General features: G+C 73.1%; 23 protein-coding genes. 7 read left to right on the top strand and 16 right to left on the bottom strand.

Translation table 11 applies throughout. From position 1 onward, the window contains the following. Nucleotides 1–17: 17 nt before the first annotated feature. The 3 genes from N0B34_RS15835 to N0B34_RS15825 all read right to left on the bottom strand — a co-directional run bounded on the left by N0B34_RS15835 (nt 18) and on the right by N0B34_RS15825 (nt 1767). Nucleotides 18–473, bottom strand: a complete 456-nt coding sequence (locus tag N0B34_RS15835; protein ID WP_263731333.1) for a GatB/YqeY domain-containing protein — start codon at nt 471–473, stop codon at nt 18–20. Between the two features lie 113 nt (nt 474–586). Continuing rightward, complete coding sequence (locus tag N0B34_RS15830) at nt 587–1117, bottom strand: GNAT family N-acetyltransferase (protein WP_263731334.1); 531 nt, start codon at nt 1115–1117, stop codon at nt 587–589. Further along, on the bottom strand, nt 1114–1767 hold the full coding sequence (locus tag N0B34_RS15825) for a DedA family protein (protein ID WP_263731335.1): 654 nt from the start codon (nt 1765–1767) through the stop codon (nt 1114–1116). The genes N0B34_RS15830 and N0B34_RS15825 overlap by 4 nt, the downstream gene beginning before the upstream one ends. A 142-nt stretch (nt 1768–1909) precedes the next feature. Here N0B34_RS15825 and N0B34_RS15820 point away from each other — a divergent pair, with 142 nt between their 5' ends. Together N0B34_RS15820 and N0B34_RS15815 are read left to right on the top strand one after the other, a co-directional pair. After that, complete coding sequence (locus N0B34_RS15820; RefSeq protein ID WP_263731336.1) at nt 1910–2887, top strand: aldo/keto reductase; 978 nt, start codon at nt 1910–1912, stop codon at nt 2885–2887. 79 nt (nt 2888–2966) lie between these two features. Then, a complete protein-coding gene (locus N0B34_RS15815) occupies nt 2967–3611 on the top strand; it encodes an NAD(P)-dependent oxidoreductase (RefSeq protein ID WP_263731337.1) in 645 nt (214 codons plus the stop codon). Nucleotides 3612–3709: 98 nt separating this feature from the next. Here N0B34_RS15815 and N0B34_RS15810 read toward each other — a convergent pair whose 3' ends face one another. Continuing rightward, on the bottom strand, nt 3710–5110 hold the full coding sequence (locus tag N0B34_RS15810; RefSeq protein ID WP_263731338.1) for a hypothetical protein: 1401 nt from the start codon (nt 5108–5110) through the stop codon (nt 3710–3712). Nucleotides 5111–5369: 259 nt separating this feature from the next. Continuing rightward, complete coding sequence (locus N0B34_RS15805; RefSeq protein ID WP_263731339.1) at nt 5370–5585, bottom strand: hypothetical protein; 216 nt, start codon at nt 5583–5585, stop codon at nt 5370–5372. Nucleotides 5586–5770: 185 nt separating this feature from the next. Here N0B34_RS15805 and N0B34_RS15800 point away from each other — a divergent pair, with 185 nt between their 5' ends. Beyond that, a complete protein-coding gene (locus N0B34_RS15800) occupies nt 5771–7156 on the top strand; it encodes a uracil-xanthine permease family protein (protein WP_263731340.1) in 1386 nt (461 codons plus the stop codon). Between the two features lie 132 nt (nt 7157–7288). On the opposite strand, the gene N0B34_RS15795 is transcribed toward N0B34_RS15800, so the two are convergent. The 6 genes from N0B34_RS15795 to N0B34_RS15770 form a co-directional block, all read right to left on the bottom strand. Then, a complete protein-coding gene (locus tag N0B34_RS15795) occupies nt 7289–7936 on the bottom strand; it encodes a LytR C-terminal domain-containing protein (protein ID WP_263731341.1) in 648 nt (215 codons plus the stop codon). Next, a complete protein-coding gene (locus N0B34_RS15790; protein ID WP_263731342.1) occupies nt 7933–8229 on the bottom strand; it encodes a type II toxin-antitoxin system VapB family antitoxin in 297 nt (98 codons plus the stop codon). The genes N0B34_RS15795 and N0B34_RS15790 overlap by 4 nt, the downstream gene beginning before the upstream one ends. 148 nt (nt 8230–8377) lie before the next feature. Further along, nucleotides 8378–8629, bottom strand: a complete 252-nt coding sequence (locus tag N0B34_RS15785) for a DUF2630 family protein (RefSeq protein WP_263731343.1) — start codon at nt 8627–8629, stop codon at nt 8378–8380. Nucleotides 8630–8796: 167 nt separating this feature from the next. After that, on the bottom strand, nt 8797–9000 hold the full coding sequence (locus N0B34_RS15780) for a cold-shock protein (protein WP_263731344.1): 204 nt from the start codon (nt 8998–9000) through the stop codon (nt 8797–8799). Nucleotides 9001–9168: 168 nt separating this feature from the next. Further along, complete coding sequence (locus N0B34_RS15775) at nt 9169–9855, bottom strand: SRPBCC family protein (protein WP_263731345.1); 687 nt, start codon at nt 9853–9855, stop codon at nt 9169–9171. 55 nt (nt 9856–9910) lie between these two features. Next, nucleotides 9911–10336: a VOC family protein gene (locus N0B34_RS15770; protein WP_263731346.1), complete on the bottom strand. Its 426-nt coding sequence runs from the start codon at nt 10334–10336 to the stop codon at nt 9911–9913. A gap of 114 nt (nt 10337–10450) precedes the next feature. On the opposite strand from N0B34_RS15770, the gene N0B34_RS15765 reads away from it, so the two are divergent. From N0B34_RS15765 to N0B34_RS15750, 4 genes are all read left to right on the top strand, one after another. Further along, entirely contained in the window at nt 10451–11338 is an 888-nt protein-coding gene (locus N0B34_RS15765) for an ABC transporter ATP-binding protein (RefSeq protein WP_263731347.1), read from the top strand. Then, nucleotides 11325–13106, top strand: a complete 1782-nt coding sequence (locus tag N0B34_RS15760) for a hypothetical protein (RefSeq protein ID WP_263731348.1) — start codon at nt 11325–11327, stop codon at nt 13104–13106. Before N0B34_RS15765 ends, N0B34_RS15760 begins: the two co-directional genes overlap by 14 nt. Nucleotides 13107–13205: 99 nt before the next feature. Beyond that, on the top strand, nt 13206–14678 hold the full coding sequence (locus N0B34_RS15755) for an MBL fold metallo-hydrolase RNA specificity domain-containing protein (protein WP_263731349.1): 1473 nt from the start codon (nt 13206–13208) through the stop codon (nt 14676–14678). Nucleotides 14679–14725: 47 nt separating this feature from the next. Further along, a complete protein-coding gene (locus tag N0B34_RS15750) occupies nt 14726–15193 on the top strand; it encodes a hypothetical protein (protein ID WP_263731350.1) in 468 nt (155 codons plus the stop codon). Between the two features lie 103 nt (nt 15194–15296). Here the strand turns inward: N0B34_RS15750 and arcC are convergent, their stop codons facing one another. The 5 genes from arcC to N0B34_RS15725 form a co-directional block, all read right to left on the bottom strand. Beyond that, nucleotides 15297–16235 carry a carbamate kinase gene (arcC, locus tag N0B34_RS15745; RefSeq protein ID WP_263731351.1) on the bottom strand — a complete coding sequence of 313 codons (939 nt, stop codon included), beginning with the start codon at nt 16233–16235 and terminating at the stop codon, nt 15297–15299. A 9-nt stretch (nt 16236–16244) separates the two neighbouring features. Then, nucleotides 16245–17255, bottom strand: a complete 1011-nt coding sequence (gene ptcA, locus N0B34_RS15740) for a putrescine carbamoyltransferase (RefSeq protein ID WP_263731352.1) — start codon at nt 17253–17255, stop codon at nt 16245–16247. Between the two features lie 210 nt (nt 17256–17465). Next, nucleotides 17466–18563, bottom strand: a complete 1098-nt coding sequence (gene aguA, locus N0B34_RS15735; protein ID WP_263731353.1) for an agmatine deiminase — start codon at nt 18561–18563, stop codon at nt 17466–17468. Nucleotides 18564–18660: 97 nt separating this feature from the next. Then, on the bottom strand, nt 18661–20142 hold the full coding sequence (locus N0B34_RS15730; protein WP_263731354.1) for an APC family permease: 1482 nt from the start codon (nt 20140–20142) through the stop codon (nt 18661–18663). A gap of 180 nt (nt 20143–20322) precedes the next feature. Then, the gene (locus tag N0B34_RS15725; RefSeq protein WP_263731355.1) at nt 20323–20952 is read right to left on the bottom strand and encodes a TetR/AcrR family transcriptional regulator; all 630 of its coding nucleotides are present in this window, start codon (nt 20950–20952) and stop codon (nt 20323–20325) included. Nucleotides 20953–20982: the final 30 nt, after the last annotated feature.

Below are 20982 nucleotides of genomic sequence, written 5' to 3'. Positions count from 1 at the left end.
GCCCACGTCAGCCCACGTCAGCTCAGTGCCGCACGCACCTTGCCGGACAGCACCTTGCCGTCCACGCGTCCCCGGCCCGCCGCCGCGGCCTGCGCCGCCTTCATCACGGCACCCATGTCCTTCATCGACGTGGCGCCGGTCGCGGCGACCGCCTCGGCGACCAGGGCGTCCAGGTCGGCATCGGTCAGTGCCGCCGGCAGGTACGCCTCGATGAAGTCGGCCTCGGCGGTCTCGTTCGCCGCCCGGTCGGCGGCACCGGCGCCGGCGTAGATCTCGGCGCTCTCCCGGCGCTTCTTCACCTCGGCGGTCAGCACCGCGAGGATCTCGTCGTCATCGAGGTCCCGGGCCACCGGGCCGGCCTTCGCGGCCCCGCGGACGGCGGCGATCACCTGCCGCAGCGTCGAGGTGGCGAAGGCGTCGCGCGCCTTCATCGCGGTGTGCAGGTCGGTGTCCAGGCGGTCGAGGAGGGTCACGCCCCCATCGTCCCGCGCGAGAGAGGCGCCCGCGACGGACTTCCCGGCCGACGACGACATCGACCGGGCCCACCGCACCCCCGGCCCCCAGCCCCGCCGGCCGTAGCCGGCCGTCAGCCCAGCGTCAGCGCGAACGTCCGCGTCGGGCTGCCGTCCTTCGCCGGGGGACCGGCCGTGTCCAGGTCGGTGAACCCGAGGCGGCCCAGCAGCCGCACGGAGGCGTCGTTCCCGTCCACCACCACGGCCCCCACCTGCGTCACCCCCAGCGTCACTGCGCCGTCCAGCAGGGCCCGCACCGCCTCGGACGCCAGTCCCTGCCCCCACCGGTCCGCGCGGATCGCGTAGCCCAGCTCGGCGGTGCTGTCCGACCTGCGCACGAGCAGCACCTCGCCGATCACCGTGCCGCTCGCCCGCTCCACCACGGCCAGGCTCAGCAGGTCGCCCGGCTCGGCGGCCCGCGTCTGCGTCAGCCGCCGCTCGAGCGCGACGCTCGTCTGCTCCCGGTCCCGCACCGGCCACGACGTGTACCGGGTGACCTGCGGGTCGCCGTGGAACACCAGCAGGTCCTCCAGGTCACCGGCCCGGTGCTCGCGCAGCTCCAGCCGTTCCGTGCGCAGCGGCACGTCCAGCACCCAGTCGCTCACCCGTGGACGGTAGCCCGGTCCCGCTCGGGGGCGCCGGTCGCGGCGCGCCGCCGCAGGGCGGTGACGACGATCGGGATGACGGACACCACCACGACCACCACCGCCAGCAGGTCGATGTTGTGCGCCACGAACGGCAGCCGACCCAGCGCCAGCGCGACGACCGTCAGCCCCACCACCCACAGCAGCGCCCCGGTGACGTTCCACACCACGAACCGCCGGTACCGCAGCCGCGCCGTCCCGGCCACCAGCGGCACGAACGTCCGCACGATCGGCACGAACCGCGCCAGCACCAGCGACACGGGCCCGTACCGGTCGAAGAAGCGCTCGGCCTCCGCCAGTCGCGCGGTGGTCAGCACGCGGGCGTCGTCGTGGAAGAACCGCCGCCCGAACCGGTGGCCCAGCCAGAACCCGGTCTGGTCACCGGCGACCGCCGCGAGGAACGCCACCACCGCGATCCACACCGGGGACAGCCCCAGCTGACCGCGCAGCAGCACCGCCGTCAGGATCAGGGAGTCGCCGGGCAGGAACGGGAACAGCACCCCGGACTCGATGAAGATCATCACGGCGATCCCCGCCAGCGCCCATGGTCCGAGGGCGTGCAGCAGGGACGCGGGTGACACGGACACGCTGGTGGCCAGCTCGGTGATCACGGTGGTCCTCCTCGTGGCGGGTCTTCCACGGTCGCACCCGATCCCGCCCGGCGCCTGCCGGGGTCGCGGGCTAGCCTCGACGAGGACCCGCGCCGCTCGGCCGTCCGGGTCCGTCCCCGTCGGTCCCCTCGGGAGGACACCCATGGACCACCACCGTCTCGGCAGCAGCGGCCTGCAGGTCAGCTCGATCGTGCTGGGCTGCATGAGCTACGGCGACCCCGCCCGCGGCAACCACGGGTGGAGCCTCCCGGAGGAGCCGAGCCGCGAGTTCCTCCGTCGAGCCCTGGAGCTCGGCATCGACACCTTCGACACCGCCGACGTCTACTCCGACGGCTCCAGCGAGGAGATCGTCGGGCGCGCGCTGCGTGACTTCGCGTCCCGCGACGAGGTCGTGCTGGCGACCAAGGTGCACGGCCGCATGCACGACGGCCCGCACGGCGGCGGCCTGTCCCGCAAGCACGTCCTCTCGGCGATCGACGCCAGCCTGACCCGCCTCGGCACCGACTACGTGGACCTGTACCAGATCCACCGCTGGGACCCGCAGGTGCCCGTCGAGGAGACGATGGAGGCGCTGCACGACGTGGTGCGCGCGGGCAAGGCCCGGTACATCGGCGCCTCGTCGATGTACGCCTGGCAGCTCGCCAAGGCGCAGTACACCGCCGACCTGGGCGGCTGGACCCGGTTCGTCTCCATGCAGGACCAGTACAACCTCCTGTCCCGCGAGGAGGAGCGGGAGATGCACCCCTTCTGCCTGGACCAGGGGATCGGCGTGCTGCCGTGGTCCCCGCTGGCTCGCGGCCTGCTGACGCGGGAGTGGGGCACGACGACGACGCGCTCGCAGACCGACCGCTTCGGCCAGACCCTCTACCAGCAGAGCGAGGACGCCGACCGCGCGATCGTCGACGCCGTCGGCCGCATCGCCGCCGACCGCGGGGTGTCCCGGGCGCAGGTGGCGCTCGCATGGGTCCGTCAGCAGGAGGCCGTGACGGCCCCGATCGTCGGTGCCACCAAGCCGCACCACCTCGACGACGCGGTCGCCTCCCTGCAGCTGCGGCTCGACCCGGAGGAGCTGTCCCAGCTCGAGCAGCCGTACGTGCCGCAGGCGCCGGAAGGGTTCTGACCTCGGCGGTGTTCGTCAGGTCGACGGCGGCAGGCGGGTGAGCGGCCGGCCGCGGACGACGACCTCGAGGAGAGCACAGATGGCACGGATCACGGTTCTGGGCGGCACGGGCTACGCCGGCGGGCACATCGTCCAGGAGGCCGCCGCCCGCGGCCACCAGGTGACCTCGGTCAGCCGCTCGTTGCCGGACCAGCCGGTCGAGGGTGTCGCCTACCGCCAGGCGGACGCGCTCGACCCCGCCTACGCGGCGGCCGCGGTGGCGGACGCCGACGTGGTGGTCGAGGCGCTGTCCCCGCGCGGCGCCCTGACGGGCCGCCTCGGCGAGGTGATCCACGAGCTCGCCGTCGCGGCGCAGGCCGCCGGCGTGCGGCTCGGCGTGATCGGCGGCGCCGGGTCGCTGCACGTCGCCCCCGGTGGCCCGCGGCTCTTCGACACGCCGGAGTTCCCCGCCGAGTACCTCGCGGAGTCCCTCGAGCTCGCCGCGGTGCTCGACGAGCTGCGCGGCAGCCCCGAGCAGTTCGACTGGTTCTACATCAGCCCCGCCGCGGGGTTCGGCGCCTACGCACCGGGGGAGCGGACCGGAACGTTCCGCGTGGGCGACGACGTGCTGCTGACCGACGACGAGGGCCGCTCGGACCTGTCCGGGGCCGACCTGGCGGTCGCGATCCTCGACGAGGTGGAGAACCCCACCCACCGGCGCGCGCGCTTCACGGCCGCCTACTGAGCTGGCGGTAGCCGGCGCGCCCGCTCAGCGCGGGCAGGGGGCTGCGCTCGGCGCGGCGCGCCGGCTCCGCCGCACCGCTCGCTGCGGTGGCAGTCGCGTCAGGGTGTGGCGGGTGACGCGAGACCACCGTCCGGCAGCACGCCACGGCGCGGCGACGGGTCGACCGGCTCGCGCGCGGGGCTCGGCGCCGCGGTCTCCACCGCCGGCGCCTCGTCGACCAGCAGGGCGTCCGCGAGCACGGGGCTCGTGGCGGGCTCCGGCGCGGGGGCCGGTGCAGACCGTCGGTCCGCAGGCGCGCTCGGCGCCGCCGGCTCGTCCGTCTCCACGCGGAACAGCTCTCGGGCGGTGTGCACCAGCAGGCCGATCAGCGCGAGGTTGCGGGCGGCGAGCACCAGGGTCACACCCAGGCCGCCGCCGGTGATCTCCGTGTACTCCCACGGAAACACCAGCTGGGTGGCGGCGCCGACGCCCAGCACCCACTTGGCGGTGGTGCCCCAGCCAGGCAGGCCCAGCACCAGCGCCACGGCGACAGGTGCGGCGAGCCACGTCATGTACTGCGGCGACCCGACCTTGTTGAACACCAGCAGCACCAGGGTCATCAGCATCGCGCCGCGCACCACCAGCTCACCGCGCTTCTTGCGGTCCGCCCACAGCGCCAGGCCGACGCGCTCCCGCTTCCACCACAGCAGCGCGATCGCGGCGGCGGCGGCGATCGGCAGCAGCAGGCCGAGCAGGTCCGCCATCTTCTGCGTCCCGGGCCCGAGCAGCTCCCACGTGACGATCTGCGCGTTCAGCACCCGCTTGATCGAGGTGGTGAACAGGGCGGCCAGCACCCAGGGGGTCGCACCGGGCGCCTCGATCTGCAGGCCGCGCTGCCCCTGCTCCAGCAGGAACGACAGCACGTGCCCCTGACCGCCGAAGCCGATGGCGGTGCCCATGACGATCGCCGAGACGCCCGCCGCCGGTGCGACCACGTCGCGCCACGGCTTGTGCGCGCCCCAGAACAGGGGGACCAGCAGCGCGCCGGGCGCCACCTTGATCCACGCGCCGATGGTCAGCAGCGCGGACGCGACGGCCGGTCGGTCCATGCTCCACAGCAGGGCGGCGATCACCAGGGGGACGACGATGGCGTCGAGCCGGCCCATCGCGATGGGGCCGAGCAGCAGCAGGAAACCGGTCCACCACCAGCCACCCACCTGGCCGCGGTCGCGGCGCAGCAGCATCGCCATGGCGAGCACGTCGAGGACCGTCACCATGATCGACCAGGCCAGCGCGTACCCGTGGCCGATAGCCAGCCCGCCGAACCCGGCGGCGAGCATCGGCACCGTCGCACCGATCGGGTACACCCAGCTGGTGTCGATCCCCGGCCACCCGAACCCGTGCACGCCCAGCCACATCCAGTAGCGGTACAGGTCCAGGTCCCAGAAGGCCTTCTGCGGGATCAGCCACACGCCGAGCACCGCCAGCCACGCGTGGACCAGCAGGAAGGCGGTCCACACCGCGGGGCGGCTGTGCAGCAGCGTGCGCTTCAGGATGACCTCCGGGGCCGGGCGGGATGTCCTGCCAGGGTAGGTGGAGGTGCTGTGCGAGACGTCGGACGACCATCGGTCACACAGGACCTCCCCAGGTTAGGGGCAGATCGTGGCCTGCCCGTGACCTGATCGCAGCCGCACCGAGACCTTCTCCGGACGCCGGTCCGGGCGGTTGTGACGACGACCACGTCGCCACGCGACGAGCGCTGCGGCTCGGCGCCTCGGCTCAGTGGCCGCTGCCGAGGTTCGGTCTCGGCGGAACGGGCGGCATCGGCGTCGTCGTGGCGCCCCCGATGCCGGGCCCGGCGATCACCGGTCCGGTCGCGTCCTCGTCGTCGCGCTCGTCGGGTGCCGGTTCCGCGGTGGGCTCCGTCGCCTTCACCGGGTCGGGCACCTCGTCGAGGCCGGGCTGCTGCTCGTCAGGGGTCGGCGGGACGGTCATCGCGCACCTCCGTGGGGTTCGCGGCGGGCGGACCGCTCCCGTGCGGCCCGGCACCGCCTTGTCGTCCGTCCGAGCGTCGCACGACCGTCCTGTCCACGCCCGCCGAGCCGCCCACGCGGGCTGCACCCGGATCACTACTCTTCGTCCCGACGCCCGGGCTGGGCGCGCAGACGATGGAGGAACCGATGGCGTCCTTGTCCTCGAACGGGTCCCAGCGCTGGAGCTGGCGGCTGCACGGCGACGGGCGGACCATCGCCCCCGGCGCCGTGGTGTCCCCCGGTGAGCGGCTCAGCTGGCCGCGCACCACCGGGATCGGTCTGCAGCACGTGGTGGCGATGTTCGGGGCCACCTTCCTGGTGCCGCTGCTCACCGGCTTCTCGCCGCAGACCACCCTGTTCTTCTCCGCCCTCGGCACCATCGGGTTCCTGCTGATCACCGGCAACCGCCTACCCAGCTACCTCGGCTCCAGCTTCGCGTTCATCGCGCCGATCGGGGCGGCGACCGCCAGCGGCGGCCAGTCGGTGGCGGTCGGCGGGATCCTGGTCACGGGTCTGCTGCTGGCGGTCGTCGGCCTGCTGGTGCACGTCGGCGGCTCCCGCTGGATCGACGCCGTGATGCCCCCGGCAGTCACCGGCACGATCGTCGCGCTGATCGGCCTCAACCTGGCGCCGGCGGCGTGGGGCTCCTGCTCGGCGTCCGGCTGCTCCGGCTTCCGGGCGTCGCCGGTGACCGCCATCGCCACCCTCGGCACGGTGATCCTGGTGACGGTGCTGTTCCGCGGGGTGCTCGGCCGCCTCGCGATCCTCGTCGGCGTCGTCGTCGGCTACCTGGTCGCCACCCTCCGCGGTGAGGTGAACTTCACCGCCGTCCGCCAGGCGTCGCTGTTCGGCCTGCCGCACTTCGTCGCCCCGAAGCTCGACGTCTCGGTGCTGGGTCTGTTCGTCCCCGTGGTGCTGGTGCTCATCGCCGAGAACGTGGGCCACGTGAAGTCGGTCGCCGCGATGACGGGCCAGAACCTCGACCCGATCATGGGCCGCGCGCTGATCGCCGACGGTGTGGCGACCACGCTCGCCGGTCTCGGCGGCGGCTCCGGCACCACCACCTACGCCGAGAACATCGGCGTGATGGCCGCCTCCCGCGTGTACTCCACCGCCGCCTACTGGGTCGCCGCCGCCACCGCCCTGATCCTGTCGATGTCGCCCACGTTCGGCGCCGCGATCGCCACGGTGCCGGCCGGCGTGCTCGGCGGTGCCGCGACCGTGCTGTACGGGATGATCGGCCTGCTCGGCGCCCGGATCTGGGTGCAGAACCGCGTCGACTTCTCCAACCCGGTGAACCTGTTCCCGGCGGCGATCGCCCTGGTGATCGGCATCGCCAACTTCAGCTGGACCGCCGGCAAGCTGCAGTTCCAGGGCATCGCGCTCGGCACCGCCGCCGCGATCGGCCTCTACCACCTGATGCGGGTGCTGGCGAAGTGGCGCGGCACCTCCCAGGAGCCCGCCACGCCGGCCTCCGTGCCCGGTGGCGCGGAGCTGGCCGAGGCGCCGTCGGTCACCAGCGACCGGGTCTGACGGCCCGTCGCGTCACGACGAAGGAGCGCCCCGCGGTCGTCACGACGCGGGGCGCTCCTTCGTGTCAGGACGTGCTGCGCGGCGGCACGTGGCCCGCAGGAGGGCGTGCCCGCCGGGCGGGCACCGCGCCGGTCAGGACTTGGTCGGTGTCGACGTCGCCGCCGGCTTGGCGCTCGCCTGCGCCGCCAGCTGCTCGACCGGCACGCAGCCGGGCTGCCCGACGAGCGGCGTGTTCGGGTCCAGCCCGACCTGGTCGGTGGGGACCAGCGTGTCGAAGTCGCTGCCCAGGGTGACGTCGACCGTCGCGTCCTTGGGGTCGGCTCGGGCGATCAGCAGCAGCACGGGGTCCTTGAAGTGCGCGGCGACCGTGTACGCCTGCGCGACACCGGCCACGCCGAACGAGATCTGCTCCGAGCCGACGAACTGCGTGGTCGCGTTGGCGGTGGTACCGATGGTGAACCCACGCTGACCGAGCGCCACGGCCGCGGACGCCGCCAGCCCCGCCCGGTTGGCGCCGTTGTAGACGTTCACCTTGATGGTGTTGGCCGCCACGGGCAGCGCGCCCTGCGGCGGGCACGGCGCGGGCTGCCTCGTGACGCTCGGCGTCGGCTTGCTGGAGAAGCCGCGGGCGAAGAACGGCACGTTGAGGTTGCCGGTGTAGATCGCCGCTGCCGAGACGCCGGCCACCGCCAGGATGGCGAGCAGGATGCCGAAGATCACCGCCTGCCGCTCGTGCACGTGGCGGCGGCGCAGCGCACGGGCGCGGTCCGGATCGGTCATTCGATCACCAGCACCCGCGCGTGCAGCACCGGGCGCTGCTGGAGCGCGGCACGGACGGCCCGGTGCAGCCCGTCCTCGAGGTACAGCACGCCCTTGTACTGCACCACGTGGGCGAACAGGTCGCCGTAGAAGGTGGAGTCCTCCGCCAGGAGCGCATCGAGATCGAGCGTCCGCTTGGTGGTGACCAGCTCGTCCAGGCGAACCTGGCGCGGGGCCACGGCAGCCCACTGCTTGGCCGTCGTCAGCCCGTGGTCCGGGTACGGACGGCCGTCCCCCACCGCCTTGAAGATCACGGACGCGAGTCTAGGGGGCCGCGACCAGGCACGACGGGTCGACGCGTGAGGCACACGGTCCCCTCACCGACACCGCACCCTTCGGCGCCCGCCTCGTCCGGGCCGGGCACCGCGACCGACGGGCGCACGCTCCGGCGCTCGACGACCCTCAGTCGAGGTACCCCTCGACCTCCGCGGCAGGCCGCTCGTGCGCCCCGTCGGGATCGGCGCCGGCCTCCCGCAGCGCCCGGCGCTGACGCAGCAGGTCCCACGCCTGGTCGAGCTCCACCTCGAGCTGCGCGATCCGCTCGGCCGTCCGGACGTGCCCGTCGCCGGCCCGGCCCTGCTCGACCGCCTCTCGCAGCGCGTGCTCCTGGAGCATCAGCTGGTGGATGCGGTCCAGGATCTGCTGGTCGTCCACGGAGCCTCCCGGTGGCTGGGCCTCGTCGTCGGCACCTGGGCGCAGCATGGCACGGAGCGATCGGTCGTGGCACCCGGACGGCGCCGACGTCCCCCAGGTGCGCGAAGGGCGCCCCACCACGGAGGTGGAGCGCCCTTCGTCAGCCGGCGTGCGCCGGCGAGGCCTGGTCAGGCAGGCGTGACGTTCGAGGCCTGCGGGCCCTTGGGGCCCTGCTGCACGTCGAACGAGACGCGCTGGTTCTCCTCGAGCGAGCGGTAGCCGCTCGTCGCGATGGCCGAGTAGTGGACGAAGACGTCCGGGCCGCCGTCCTCGGGGGCGATGAAGCCGAAGCCCTTCTCGGCGTTGAACCACTTCACGATGCCAGTAGGCATGTGCGTTCTCCTTGCGGTTGGTGTTCGACCCCGACGACCGGGACCGGTGAATCACGGTGGTCGTCGTCCGCTCCGGAGAACCGGGGGGAAGATCTCTGCACTGCGACTACGTCGGCCACCCTAACCGGAGGGTGTCCGACGCGGCAACGGTGTTCCGCTGCGGGCTGATCAGGCGGCAGCCCGCTCGGCGCGGTCCCGCAGGCCGCGCAGCATCTTCTGGGTCATGACGAAGCTGACGACGCTGACCGGCTCGACCAGCAGGGCGGCACCACGGCGCGTGTAGCCGTACCGCTCCCGGACCACCAGCCGGGTGCCGCCGTCACGGCCGCGGCGCAGCACGAACGCCCAGGTGAAGTCGTACGGAGGGGCGCCGGCGGACGACGCCGTGGACCCGGTGACGCCGACGGCTCCGCGGACCACCAGCGCCCGCCCGGGCTCCACCGCGACCACCTCGAGGGCCACGTCGGGGTGCAGCCGGAACGGGTCACCCACCCGCACGTCCTGCCACCGGGCCTCCACGCGGTCGGCGGAACGCACGTCGCAGCCGACCAAGTTCTCGAGGCAGTCGTAGGAGTAGAAGCCGCCGCGACCCTGGCCGAGCTGGGCCACCCAGGGCCACACCTGGTCCGGTGCGGCCGCGATGCCGACGACGCGCGTGGCCACCAGGTCGGGGGAGGCGATCAGGTCGTCACCAGGCAGGTGGGCGTCGAGCTCCGCCTCGGTGGCGCCGAACTGCAGCATCCAGGTGCGGATCACGGGGAGCGCGGCACCGACCGCCATGGCCGCCGCGATGGCGAGCACACGGGCCGGCGGCCGCGGTGGCGGCGGGGGCAGCAGGGGCGTCCGCGTCGTCATGCGTCGAGCAGACCACCGGCGTCGCGCCCGGCGCCAGAGGCGAACGTCCCGCGGATCAGACGGTTGCGGGCAGGCCCGTCGTCTGGTCGGCGTGCTCCAGCGCGGACCGCAGGACGCCGGCCCAGCGGCTCGACTCGTCGACCACGAAGCAGAACTCGTTCCCCTCGGGGTCCTGCAGCACCACGTAGCCGTCGCCGTCGTCGCGCAGCTCCTGGTGGCCGGTGCGGTGCGCACCGAGCGCCTCCGCACGAGCGACCGCGGCAGCGGCGTCCGGGACACGGACGTCCAGGTGCAGCCGGTTCTTCGGCGACGACTTCGGCTCGGGGACCTGCTGGAACGCCACGATCAACGGGGTCGCGTCGACGACCGCCCAGCCCGGGTCGACCGACGCCCAGCGGGCCTCGAGCACCTGGGCCCAGAACCGCGCCAGCGCCGCGGGCTCCGCGCAGTCGACCACGACCTCCTGCACCACTGCTGCCATGGCCGGCACCGTAGCGGCCCCTGCGGACAGGGCGCCCTGAGGTGAGGATTCGGTCTCCCGCAACCCCGCAGGGCGGGCCATGCTGGACGTAGGGCTCCTGCGAGGAGGTCGACGATGACCGCCAACGGGTGGGCGATCGAGACGGTGGGCCTGACCAAGCGGTTCGGCTCGGTGCTGGCCCTGGACCGGTTGGACCTGACGGTGACGCCGGGGGAGACGTTCGGCTTCCTGGGCCCCAACGGTGCCGGGAAGTCCACCACCATCCGCCTGCTGCTGGACCTGATCCGGCCGACCGCCGGCAGCGCCCGCGTGCACGGCATCCCCGTGACCGACGTGCGGCGGGCGCACCGGCACATCGGGTACATGCCGGGCGACGTGGCGCTGTGGCCGCAGCTGACCGGCACCGAGACCCTCGAGCTGTTCGCCAACCTCGCCGGCGGCGTCGACCCGGCGTACCGCGCCGAGCTGCTCGAACGCCTCCAGCTGGACCCGTCGCGCCGTGTGGGCACCTACTCGCGCGGCACGCGGCAGAAGCTGGCGCTGGTGGTCGCGCTGATGACCAGGGCGGACGTGCTGCTGCTCGACGAGCCGACCGCCGGGCTGGACCCGCTGATGGAGGAGGTGTTCCAGGCGCTGGTCCGCGAGGCGGCCGGCCGCGGGCAGACCGTCTTCCTCAGCTCGCACATCCTCGACGAGGTGCAGGACCTGTGCGACCGCGTCGCGATGCTGCGAGAGGGACGGCTGGTGGAGGTGGCGACCCTCGACGAGCTCCGCCGGATGGGCGCCACGGTGGTGGAGCTGGTGGTGGACGGGCCGGTGCCGGCGCTGGCCGGCGTGCCCGGCGTCGGCAGCGTGGAACCCATGCCCGGCGTGCTGGGTGGGCTGCGCGTGACCCTCGACGGGCCGCCGTCCGCCCTGCTGCGCGCGCTGGCCGACGTGCAGGTGGTGCGGCTGCGCACACCGGAACGCTCGCTGGAGGAGGCGTTCCTTGCGTACTACTGACGAGCGTCCGACGACGGGGCGCGGTGCGGCGGCGCAGCGCTCGACGACCGCTCAGCCGACCGCCGAGCTGACCGCGACGGCCGGTGCGGGGACGCGTCCGACGGCGCCGACCGTTCGTCGGCACCACGTGCACCGGGCCGCTCCTGGGACCGGCGCTGCGGCCCGGACGGTGCGGCGACCCGGTGGTGCGGGGACGGCCGCGGCGCTGACCGTGCGGCTGCTGCGGCGGGGGACGGCGGCGATCGCGCTGGCCGCGGCGGTGTACGTGGCGATCGAGGGGATCACGTTCCGGGTCGCGTACCCCGAGGCCTCGGACCGGGCGACGCTCGTGGAGTGGTCGCGGAACCAGTCGATCCGGCTGATCTCCGGGCCTGGTGCCGGCGTCGACACCGTCGGCGGGTTCACCGTCTGGGACGCCGGCTGGATGATCGAGCTGGTGGCCGCGGCGTGGGCGATCACGACGACCGCGCGCGTGCTGCGGGCGGACGAGCGGACCGGCCGGCACGACCCGGTGCTGGCGCAGCCGCTGCGTCCGGTGCAGCTGCTGGCGTCCCAGCTGGCCGTGCTGCTCGGAGCCTGCCTGGTGATCGGGTTCGCCGCGGCGGCCGCCTTCGTGGCGGTGGGTGGGCAGCTGACCGGTGCGGTGCTGATGGGCGGCCTGCTGGCGGGGTTCGCCGGCACCGCGGTGATGCTGACCGCGGTGACCAGCCAGCTGTTCGGCTCCCGCGGCGGCGCCGCCGGGGTGGCGGCCGTGGTGATCGGCGTGGCGCTGCCGTTGCGGGTGGCCTCGAACAGCGCGGAGTCGCGGGCGTGGCTCGGCTGGCTGACACCGTTCGGGTGGACCGACCACCTCGCGCCGTTCGGCGCCAACCGGGTGGCGGTCCTGGCGGTGCCGCTCGGCGTCGTCGTCGTGCTCGGCGTCCTGGCCGTGCGGCTGCGGCTGCGCCGGGACACCGGCGCCGGGCTGCTGGTGCGGCGCCGTGCCGACCGGTCGCGGCACTGGGGGCTGAGCAGCCCGGTGGCGCTGGCGACGCGGACGGGGCTGGGGTCGCTGCTCGCCTGGGCGGGTGCCCTGGTGGTGTGGCTCGCGATGTTCGGGACCCTGGTGCCGACCGTCACGGGGTTCCTGGACCAGGACCCGTCGTACCAGCAGCTGCTGTCCGCCATGGGCATGTCGCCCGGCGACTACGTGCGGGGGTTCGTCGGCATGGTCGGCACCATCGCGGGTGTGGCCGTCGCGGTGCAGGTCGCGTTCCGGGTGGGTGCCGCCCGGGCGGAGGAGGCCGCGGGGCGGCTCGACCTGCTGCTGGCCGGCCCGCTTCCGAGGTGGCGCTGGCTGGCCGGGCACGTGGTGGTGCTGGTGGTCGGTGCGGTGGGGCTGGTCGCCGTGGCGGGTGCGGCGTTCTGGGTGGGTGCCACGTCGGCCGGTGCCGACGTGACGGTGCCGGACGCGGTGGTGTCGGCGCTGAACCCGCTGCCCGTGGTGCTGCTGTTCGCCGGTCTGGACGTGCTGCTGCTCGGCGTCGCCCCTCGCCTGGTGGTCCCGGTCGGCGCCACCGCGGCGATCGCGGCGTACCTGCTGCAGACCCTGGGACCGCTGCTGAAGTGGCCCGACTGGGTGCTGAACGTCTCGCCGTTCCACCACCTGGCGACGGTGCCGACCTCCGACGTCGCGTGGCCGGCGGCCTGGGTGATGACGGGCATCGCCGTGGCGCTGGCGGCGGCCGGTGCGGCGGCGCTGTGGCGGCGGGACCTCGTGGGCGCCTGAGGATCTCGCCTGGTCAGCGTCCTGCAAGGGCCTGCCGCGGGGCCGCGGCGGGGTGGAGACTGGCAGCGAGGACATCGTCGTCCGAAGGATGTGAGCACCATGTCCGCCTCGTCGTCCGTCTCCTCGCCCGCCTCGTCGTCCGCCGGCTGGTCCACCCCCCGTCGGCCGCAGCGTCGGCCCACCCTCACCTTCCTCGGCGCGGCGGGGACGGTGACCGGCAGCAAGTTCCTGGTGGAGACGCCGGACGCGCGCGTCCTCGTCGACTGCGGGCTGTTCCAGGGCCCGCAGGAGTGGCGGCGACGCAACTGGGACCGGCTGCCGGTTGAGCCGTCCTCTGTCGACGCGGTCGTGCTGACGCACGCGCACCTCGACCACTGCGGGTACCTGCCGCTGCTGACCCGGAACGGCTTCTCGGGACCCGTGGTGTGCAGCCGCGACACGGCCCGGCTGGCGAGCATCGTGCTGCGGGACGCCGCCCACCTCGAGGAGGAGCAGGCCGAGTACGCCCGCGACGCCGGGTTCAGCAAGCACTCGCCGGCGCTGCCGCTGTTCGACAGCTCGGACGCCGAGCAGGCGATCTCCCTGTTCCGGCCGCACGACGGCCCCGAGCCGGCGGCCCTGCCCGGCGGCATGCAGGTGTCCCTGCACCCCTCGGCGCACATCCTCGGCTCGACCTTCGCGGTGCTCGACGTCGACGGTGTCCGCGTGCTGTTCACGGGGGACATGGGTCGGCCCGGGCACGTGCTGCTGCAGCCGCCGGCGCCAGCCGTGGACGCCGACGTGGTGGTCACCGAGTCGACGTACGGCGGCCGCGTGCACGAGCACGGCGGACGGGAGGCGCTCGCAGCCGCCGTGACGCGGACGGTCGGCCGCGGCGGCGTGTGCCTGCTGCCGGCGTTCGCCATCGACCGCACGGCGGTGCTCCTGGTCACGCTGTCGGAGCTGCGCGAGCAGGGGGCGATCCCGGACGTGCCGATCTACGTCGACAGCCCGATGGCCCTGCGGGCGCTCGAGGTGTACCGGCAGGCCTTCGCGGCGCACGACCCGACGCTGCGTCCGGAGGTGCTGGCCGCCCACGCGGTGCTCGCGGCCCCCGGCGTGCACCTGGCCAGCACCCGTGAGCAGTCCGAGCGGCTGAACCACCCCGACCACCCGTGCGTGATCATCTCCGCCTCCGGCATGGCCACCGGCGGGCGCGTGCTGCACCACCTCGTCTCCCAGCTGCCGGTGCGCGACAACGCCGTGATCCTCACCGGTTACCAGGTGGCCGGCACGCGCGGTGCCGCGCTCGCGGAGGGCGCCCGGCAGGTGAAGATCCACGGCGAGTACGTGCCGGTGCGTGCGGAGGTGGTGGTGATCGACGGCTTCTCGGCGCACGCCGACGCGGACGAGCTGATCGCCTGGTTCTCCACCGTGAGCCCGCCGCGCACCGCCTACGTGGTGCACGGCGAGCCGGACTCCGCCGAGACGTTCGCCGAGCGGCTCGACGACGAGCTCGGCTGGAACGCCGTGGTGCCGCGCTACCTCGAGCGCGTGGTGCTGCGCGCCCGTGCCGCGGCTGTGCCGCAATGAGGTCCGCCGCGCACCCCCGCGCTCCCTGGCGCGACGACCGGACCACCGTGCGCTCTCGTGCGCTCGTCGTGGCGATGCTGCTCGGCACCGCCGGCCTCGTCGGCCTGTGGGTGCCCGACCGCGCGGCGGCCAGCTGTGCGGCGCCGCAGGTGTGGGTGGCTGTCGGTGGTGCGACGCCGACCCTGGTGACGGAGTCCGCCCCCGCGCTGGTCGTCCGGCGCGGCGACCGGCTGGTGGTGCGCGGTGAGCTGTTCCACACGGGGTGCGAGGACACCGGCAGCACCGGCCCGGGGTGCAGCGGGCCGCCTCCGTCGGATCGCGAGCGGCCGATGGCGGACGTGGCGCTGACCCTGCAGCAGGGTGCGAGCGCCTGGCCGCTGGGCTCGACGGCCGCCGGACCGCGTGCGGAGCGCTACCCGGTCGCGTTCGACGTGGTGGTGCCCGACAGGGTCGCAGCTGGCGCTGCGACCCTCCGGGTCGGATCGGTCGACGTCCCGCTGGCGGTGCAGGTCTAGCCGGCCGCACCGGGACGGGGACGGCTCTCGCTCTGTACGCCTGGTGTACGTACACGAGGCGTACAGCGCGAGAGGGCGATCCGCTGCCCCGTGGACGCAGCCGTCAGGAGTGGATCACCGTGCCCGTCGCACCGCTCATCGCGAGCGGCGCCTTCTCCAGCGCGCAGATCACCGCACGCCGTCCGGGCCCGCTCGCGACGAATCCCGTCGCCGCCTGCACCTTCGGCAGCATGGAACCGGCACCGAACTGCCCCTCGTCCACGTACCGCTGCGCGGTTGCGAGGTCGAGGTGGTCCAGGTCCTGCTGCTGCGGCGTGCCGAACCCGATCGCCACCTTCTCGACCGCCGTGAGGACGAACAGGTAGTCGGCACCGACCACCTCGGCCAGCTTCGCCGAGGCGAAGTCCTTGTCGACCACCGCCCGCACGCCGTGGTGGTCACCGTCGGCGTCCCGCACCACGGGGATCCCGCCGCCGCCGCACGCCACCACGATGAACTCGTGGTCCAGCAGGTTGAGGATCGAGTCCCGCTCCACGATGTCCACCGGTCGCGGCGACGCCACCAGGGTGCGCCAGCCGCGTCCGGAGTCCTCGGACATGGACAGCCCCGGGGTGGCCGCCATCATCCGACGTGCGGTGGCCTCGTCGTAGAAGCCGCCGATCGGCTTGGTCGGCCGCGCGAACGCGGGGTCGTCGGGGTCGACCTCCACGCGCGTGACCACGGAGGCGACGTGCCACGGCATGCCGACCCGCCGCAGCTCACGGGCGATGCCCTGCTGCAGGTGGTAGCCGATGTACCCCTGGCTCATGGCCGTGCACTCCGGCAGGTCCAGCGCGGCGACCCGGTCGGTGTGCTGCGAGGCGATCTCGAACGCCAGCTCGATGGCGCCGACCTGGGGTCCGTTGCCGTGGGACACGATGATCTCGTGCCCCTGGGCGATCAGACCGACCAGGGCCGGGGCGGCGGCGTCGATCCGCTCCTGCTGCTCGGCCGGGCACGTGCCGAGGGCGTTGCCGCCCAGGGCGATGACGATGCGTGACATGCGGGCGCCTCAGAGGATGCCGGCGAGCACGGACTCGAGCTCGGCCTTCGCCGCCGCGACCTTGACCGGGTTCGGCACCTCCGGCCGCAGGAAGTACACCAGCAGCGCGCGCTGGGCGGTGAGCCGGTTGCCGGCCTGGTCGAAGGCGATGGAGAAGTCGGCGTCCAGCACGTCGTCGGTGACCTCCTCGCCGCGGGTGGCGGGCAGGCAGTGCATGAACTTGGCGTCGGGCCCGGCCAGGGCCATCAGGTCGCGGTTCACCTGGTAGGTGGGCATGAAGGCGGCGAGCCGCTCGGCCTCGCCGAGCTCGGCCTCGTAGTCGCCGTACCAGACGTCGGTGTAGACGAAGTCCGCGCCGGCCAGCGCCTTGGCGGCATCGTCCGTCACCAGCACGCTGCCGTGCGACGTCTCGCAGTTCGCCCGGCCGATCGCCTGCAGCTCCGGCTTCAGCTGGAACCTCTCGGGCCCGAACTGGACGAACTCCATGCCCATCTTGGTGGTGATCATCATCAGCGAGGCGCACACCTGGGTGGCGTCGCCGACGAACACCACCTTGCAGTCCTCCAGCCGCTTCCCGGCCGGCAGGTGCTCGACCATGGTGATCAGGTCGCCGATCTCCTGCGTCGGGTGGTTGTAGTCCGACATCCCGTTGAGCACCGGGATGGTGGCGTACCGGGCCAGGTCCGCCACGGTGTGGTGCCGCGCGACGCGGGCCATCACCACGTCGACCAGGCGGGACAGCACGCGGGCGGTGTCCTCCATGGACTCGTGGCCGCCGAGCTGGATCTGGCCGGGAGCCAGGTACTGCGCGTGCCCGCCGAGCTGGGACATCGCCGTCTCGAACGACACGCGGGTACGGGTGGACGACTGCTCGAAGATCATGCCGAGCGTCCGGCCGGCCAGCAGCGGCGGGAAGTACCCGGCACGGACGCAGCGCTTGAGGGTCAGGCCGAGGCGGACGAGGTCGAGCACCTCGTCCTTCGTGAGGTCCTGGGTGTCGATGAAGTGGCGGGGGGACATGGCTCTCTCCTGCGGGTTCGTGGGCTGGTTCGTGGGCTGGTTCTGGGTGTGCGGGGTCGGCCGAGCGCGGTCGGGTCGCCGCGGGTGCGGGAGCAGGACCGGTCGGATGCCGGGGGAGGGATGGTGGCGTCGTCGTGACGCCGGTCGCGTCGGCCCCGTCGGGGTCGGGCGAACGCCCTGGTCAGGGCGTGGGGTGGTGGAGAGGCGTGGTCAGCGCCCGGAGGGCACCTGCTGGGTGATGCAGTGCACGTTGCCGCCGCCCAGCAGGATCTCCCGGCCGGGGACCGTGACGATGCGGCGGGGGGCGAACAGCTGCGTGTACGCGGCCACCGCGGCGTCGTCGTGCGGGTCGTCGAACACCGGCAGCACCACCAGCTCGTTCCCGATGTACGAGTTCACGTAGCTGCCGGCCAGCCGGTCACCGGCCTCGCGCGGCAGCGTGCCCTCGATCGAGTCGACGCCGCGGGACTCCTCCTCGGTGATGACGATCGGACCGGGCTGGTGGATCTTCACCACCTCGAAGGACCGGCCGCGCGCGTCCGTCGTGGACTGAAGCACCTTCAGCGCCGCCGCCGACCGCTCGTGCTGCGGGTCGGTCTCGTCGTCCGTCCAGGTCAGCATCACCACGCCCGGCCGGACGAACCGGCAGAAGTTGTCGACGTGCCCGTTGGTCTCGTCGAGAAAGACGCCGTACGGCAGCCAGACGACGACCTCGACCCCGAGGTGGTCGCGCAGGTGCTGCTCGATGTCCTCCCTGGTCAGGTCGGGGTTCCGGCCCGCCGACAGCAGGCACTCCTCGGTGACCAGCACCGTGCCCTCACCGTCGACGTCGATCGAGCCGCCCTCGAGCACCAGCGGTGCGCGGTACCGGTCCACGCCCTCGATCTCGAGCACCTTGCGGGCCACGGCGTCGTCGGCCGCCCAGGGGAAGTACAGCCCGTCGACCAGACCGCCCCAGGCGTTGAACACCCAGTCGACGCCGCGGACGTCACCCTCGTCGTTCACCACGAAGGTCGGGCCGGTGTCGCGCATCCAGGAGTCGTCGTTGGACATCTCCACCACCCGGACCTGCTCGGGCAGCTGGCTGCGGGCGTTGTCGTACTGCCGCGCGGACACCGCGACGGTGACGGCCTCCGTCTCGGCGATGGCCGTCGCCACCGCGGTGAACGCGGCCTGTGCGGGCTTGCCGCCGAGGCGCCAGTTGTCGGGGCGCTCGGGCCAGACGAGCCAGCAGCCGCTGTGGTGGGCCCACTCGGCCGGCATGCGGTAGCCGTCGGCGGCGGGGGTGGAGCTGTGCGTGCGTGCCATGGGAGGCGACCTTCCTGGGGCGTCGGTGGTCGTGCCGGGTGGTCCCGGTCGGGGATCGCCCGGGACCACCCGGGGTCGGGGGATCAGGTGGGTGCGGTCAGTCGACGACCGCGAGCTCCGGCTCCGCGTCCGGGTCCTCGCCGCGCTCCAGCGCGCGGTCCCGGGTCCAGCGCGGTGCGCGGGCGCAGAAGTACTCCTGGATGCCGACGGTGATGGCGAGCCCGATGAGGATCGAGCCGGTCACGGCCCAGGAGAAGTCGTACGGGTTCCAGACGAAGAACACCGCCGCAGCCGTCAGCAGGGCCGTCGGCACCCACGTGACCAGCCACGTCATGGTCCGACCACCGGGTACCTGGTAGGGCCGCACCCGGTCCGGGTCGATGCGACGCAGCTTGCCGAACGCCAGCATCATCACGATGTAGGGCAGCAGGAAGATCACCGACGAGAACGCGAACAGGTTCCAGAACACCTCGTCGATCGACCCGCCGGTCACCGAGAACAGCACGGCGTACGCCAGCGTGAACACCGTCCCCACCAGGGAGCAGAGCATCGCGGCGCCGACGGGGGTGCCGCGGTCGGGGTGCGTCCGGGCGAACACCTTGGGCAGGTCGCCCTGCTGGGCGGACTCGGCCGCGGCGATGTTCGCGCCGATGGTCCACGGCACCAGGCTGGCGAAGAAGCAGAACAGGGCGCCGATGCCGAGGATGGTCACCACGGTGCTCGCGACGCCGGAGTCGCCGAAGCCGCGGCGCAGCGCGTCGACGAGTCCGGTCGTCTTCGAGATCTCGTCGGCCGGCACGATGAGCTGCATGCCGACCGTCGCCACCAGGTAGAACGCACCGATCAGCGCACCGGCGATCGCGATGGTCCGCGGGACGTCCCGGCGCGGGTTCTCCATCTGGGTGGAGGCGGACGACATCAGCTCGAACCCGAGGAAGTTGTAGATGACGATCGGCAGCGCCGCGATGAACGCCGGCAGCGTGTGGGTGGGGATCACCGAGCCGACCGACCACGTGGTGGCCGAGCCGTGGTGGGCGGTGTAGATGCCGCCGGCGACGGCCAGGGCGACGATCACCGCGATGGTGATGCCGGCGCCGAGGTTGGACACCCACGTGCCGGTCTTCAGGCTGCGGGCGTTCACCCAGTAGTTGATCCAGATCAGCGTGACGGTCACCGCCACCTGCACCCAGAAGTTCAGGTGCCCGTCGAAGAACATCGACGAGATGGCCCCGGAGAACATCAGGTACACGCTGGGCACCCACAGGCCGACGTTCAGCCAGTACCACCACGACACCCGGGTGCCCCAGCGGTTGCCGAACGCCCGGACCACCCAGGCGTAGATGCCGCCCGCGTCGGGGTAGGCGGAGCCGAGCTCGCTGGTGACCAGGCCGTAGGGGACGAAGAAGACGACGATGATCGCGACCGTCCAGAAGATGGCGGTCGGACCGACGGCGGCCGTCACGGTCAGCTGCGACAGCAGCAGCATCGCCGCCACCGAGAACAGCACCATGTCGAACATCCGGAACGTCTTGCGGGTCCCTGTGTCGGCCGTCGGGGGACGGTCCGTCTGCGCGGTCATTGCAGCTCCTTTGCGTGGCGTGCCGCTGTGCCGAGTCGCGCACGTCGCACCGGGGGAGCCGCTCGCGGTCGCGAGGTCTGGTCCGAACATGTACAAACGTACAACTTCTCGTGTTGTACAAACGTACATGTGACGAGATTGAGGCCTAGGGACCTTCGTCCTGCGGTGCGGTCGAGCTGACTACGGCTGCACGCAGAGCCGTTCGACCACCACGCGCAGCCGGGTGGTCAGGTCCGGCACGCTGAGCTCGGCGTTCGAGACGGCCTCGAGCATCAGGCCGTCCACCAGGCACGCCACGATCTGCACCGCCTGGTCGCGCGGCACCGCCGGGTCGGTAGGCGGCAGCACCCGGTCCACCAGCTCGCCGATCATCCGCGACCAGGCGCGCGCCTCGTGGCGGACCACGCCGTTGCGCGTCGCCTCCATGAACATCTCGAACAGGGCCAGGTCGTACAGCGGGTCGGCCACCGTCTTGTCGAAGAACATCTCGGTCAGCACGTCCAGGGCCCGGTCGACGTCCGGCACCTCGTGCAGCGCGTCGACGATGGACGCCAGCCGCACCGCCTCCGCCTCACGGGCGTGCGCCATCGTCTGGAGCAGCAGGTCGTCCCGGTCGGTGAAGTAGTACGTCGTCGACCCGAGGGGAACCTGCGCCACCTTGGCGACCGCGCGGTGCGTCACCGCGGAGGCGCCGCCGGTGCCGAACACCCGGACCGAGGCGTCGAGGATCTGCTCGCGCTTGCGCTCACCGGTGGTGGTCTTGGCCCGCGACCCGTTGCTGCCGGTCCCCGTCGAGTGCCCCTCTGCCACCGAACCCGCTCCCGTCGTCCACCCTGACCA

Source organism: Cellulomonas sp. SG140 (genome assembly GCF_025770785.1).
In the GTDB taxonomy this organism is placed as follows: Bacteria; Actinomycetota; Actinomycetes; order Actinomycetales; family Cellulomonadaceae; genus Cellulomonas.
This window is presented reverse-complemented; position numbering and strand designations above follow the sequence as displayed.

Bases quoted from the DNA above. Each gene is read 5' to 3' on its own strand.
- N0B34_RS15815 (WP_263731337.1), top strand. From the start codon at position 2,967: ATGGCACGGATCACGGTTCTGGGCGGCACGGGCTACGCCGGCGGGCAC.
- N0B34_RS15770 (WP_263731346.1), bottom strand. From the start codon at position 10,336: ATGGCAGCAGTGGTGCAGGAGGTCGTGGTCGACTGCGCGGAGCCCGCG.
- ptcA (WP_263731352.1), bottom strand. From the start codon at position 17,255: ATGTCCCCCCGCCACTTCATCGACACCCAGGACCTCACGAAGGACGAG.
- N0B34_RS15765 (WP_263731347.1), top strand. From the start codon at position 10,451: ATGACCGCCAACGGGTGGGCGATCGAGACGGTGGGCCTGACCAAGCGG.
- N0B34_RS15800 (WP_263731340.1), top strand. From the start codon at position 5,771: ATGGCGTCCTTGTCCTCGAACGGGTCCCAGCGCTGGAGCTGGCGGCTG.
- N0B34_RS15780 (WP_263731344.1), bottom strand. From the start codon at position 9,000: ATGCCTACTGGCATCGTGAAGTGGTTCAACGCCGAGAAGGGCTTCGGC.
- N0B34_RS15755 (WP_263731349.1), top strand. From the start codon at position 13,206: ATGTCCGCCTCGTCGTCCGTCTCCTCGCCCGCCTCGTCGTCCGCCGGC.
- N0B34_RS15820 (WP_263731336.1), top strand. From the start codon at position 1,910: ATGGACCACCACCGTCTCGGCAGCAGCGGCCTGCAGGTCAGCTCGATC.
- N0B34_RS15730 (WP_263731354.1), bottom strand. From the start codon at position 20,142: ATGACCGCGCAGACGGACCGTCCCCCGACGGCCGACACAGGGACCCGC.
- aguA (WP_263731353.1), bottom strand. From the start codon at position 18,563: ATGGCACGCACGCACAGCTCCACCCCCGCCGCCGACGGCTACCGCATG.
- arcC (WP_263731351.1), bottom strand. From the start codon at position 16,235: ATGTCACGCATCGTCATCGCCCTGGGCGGCAACGCCCTCGGCACGTGC.
- N0B34_RS15805 (WP_263731339.1), bottom strand. From the start codon at position 5,585: ATGACCGTCCCGCCGACCCCTGACGAGCAGCAGCCCGGCCTCGACGAG.
- N0B34_RS15795 (WP_263731341.1), bottom strand. From the start codon at position 7,936: ATGACCGATCCGGACCGCGCCCGTGCGCTGCGCCGCCGCCACGTGCAC.
- N0B34_RS15775 (WP_263731345.1), bottom strand. From the start codon at position 9,855: ATGACGACGCGGACGCCCCTGCTGCCCCCGCCGCCACCGCGGCCGCCG.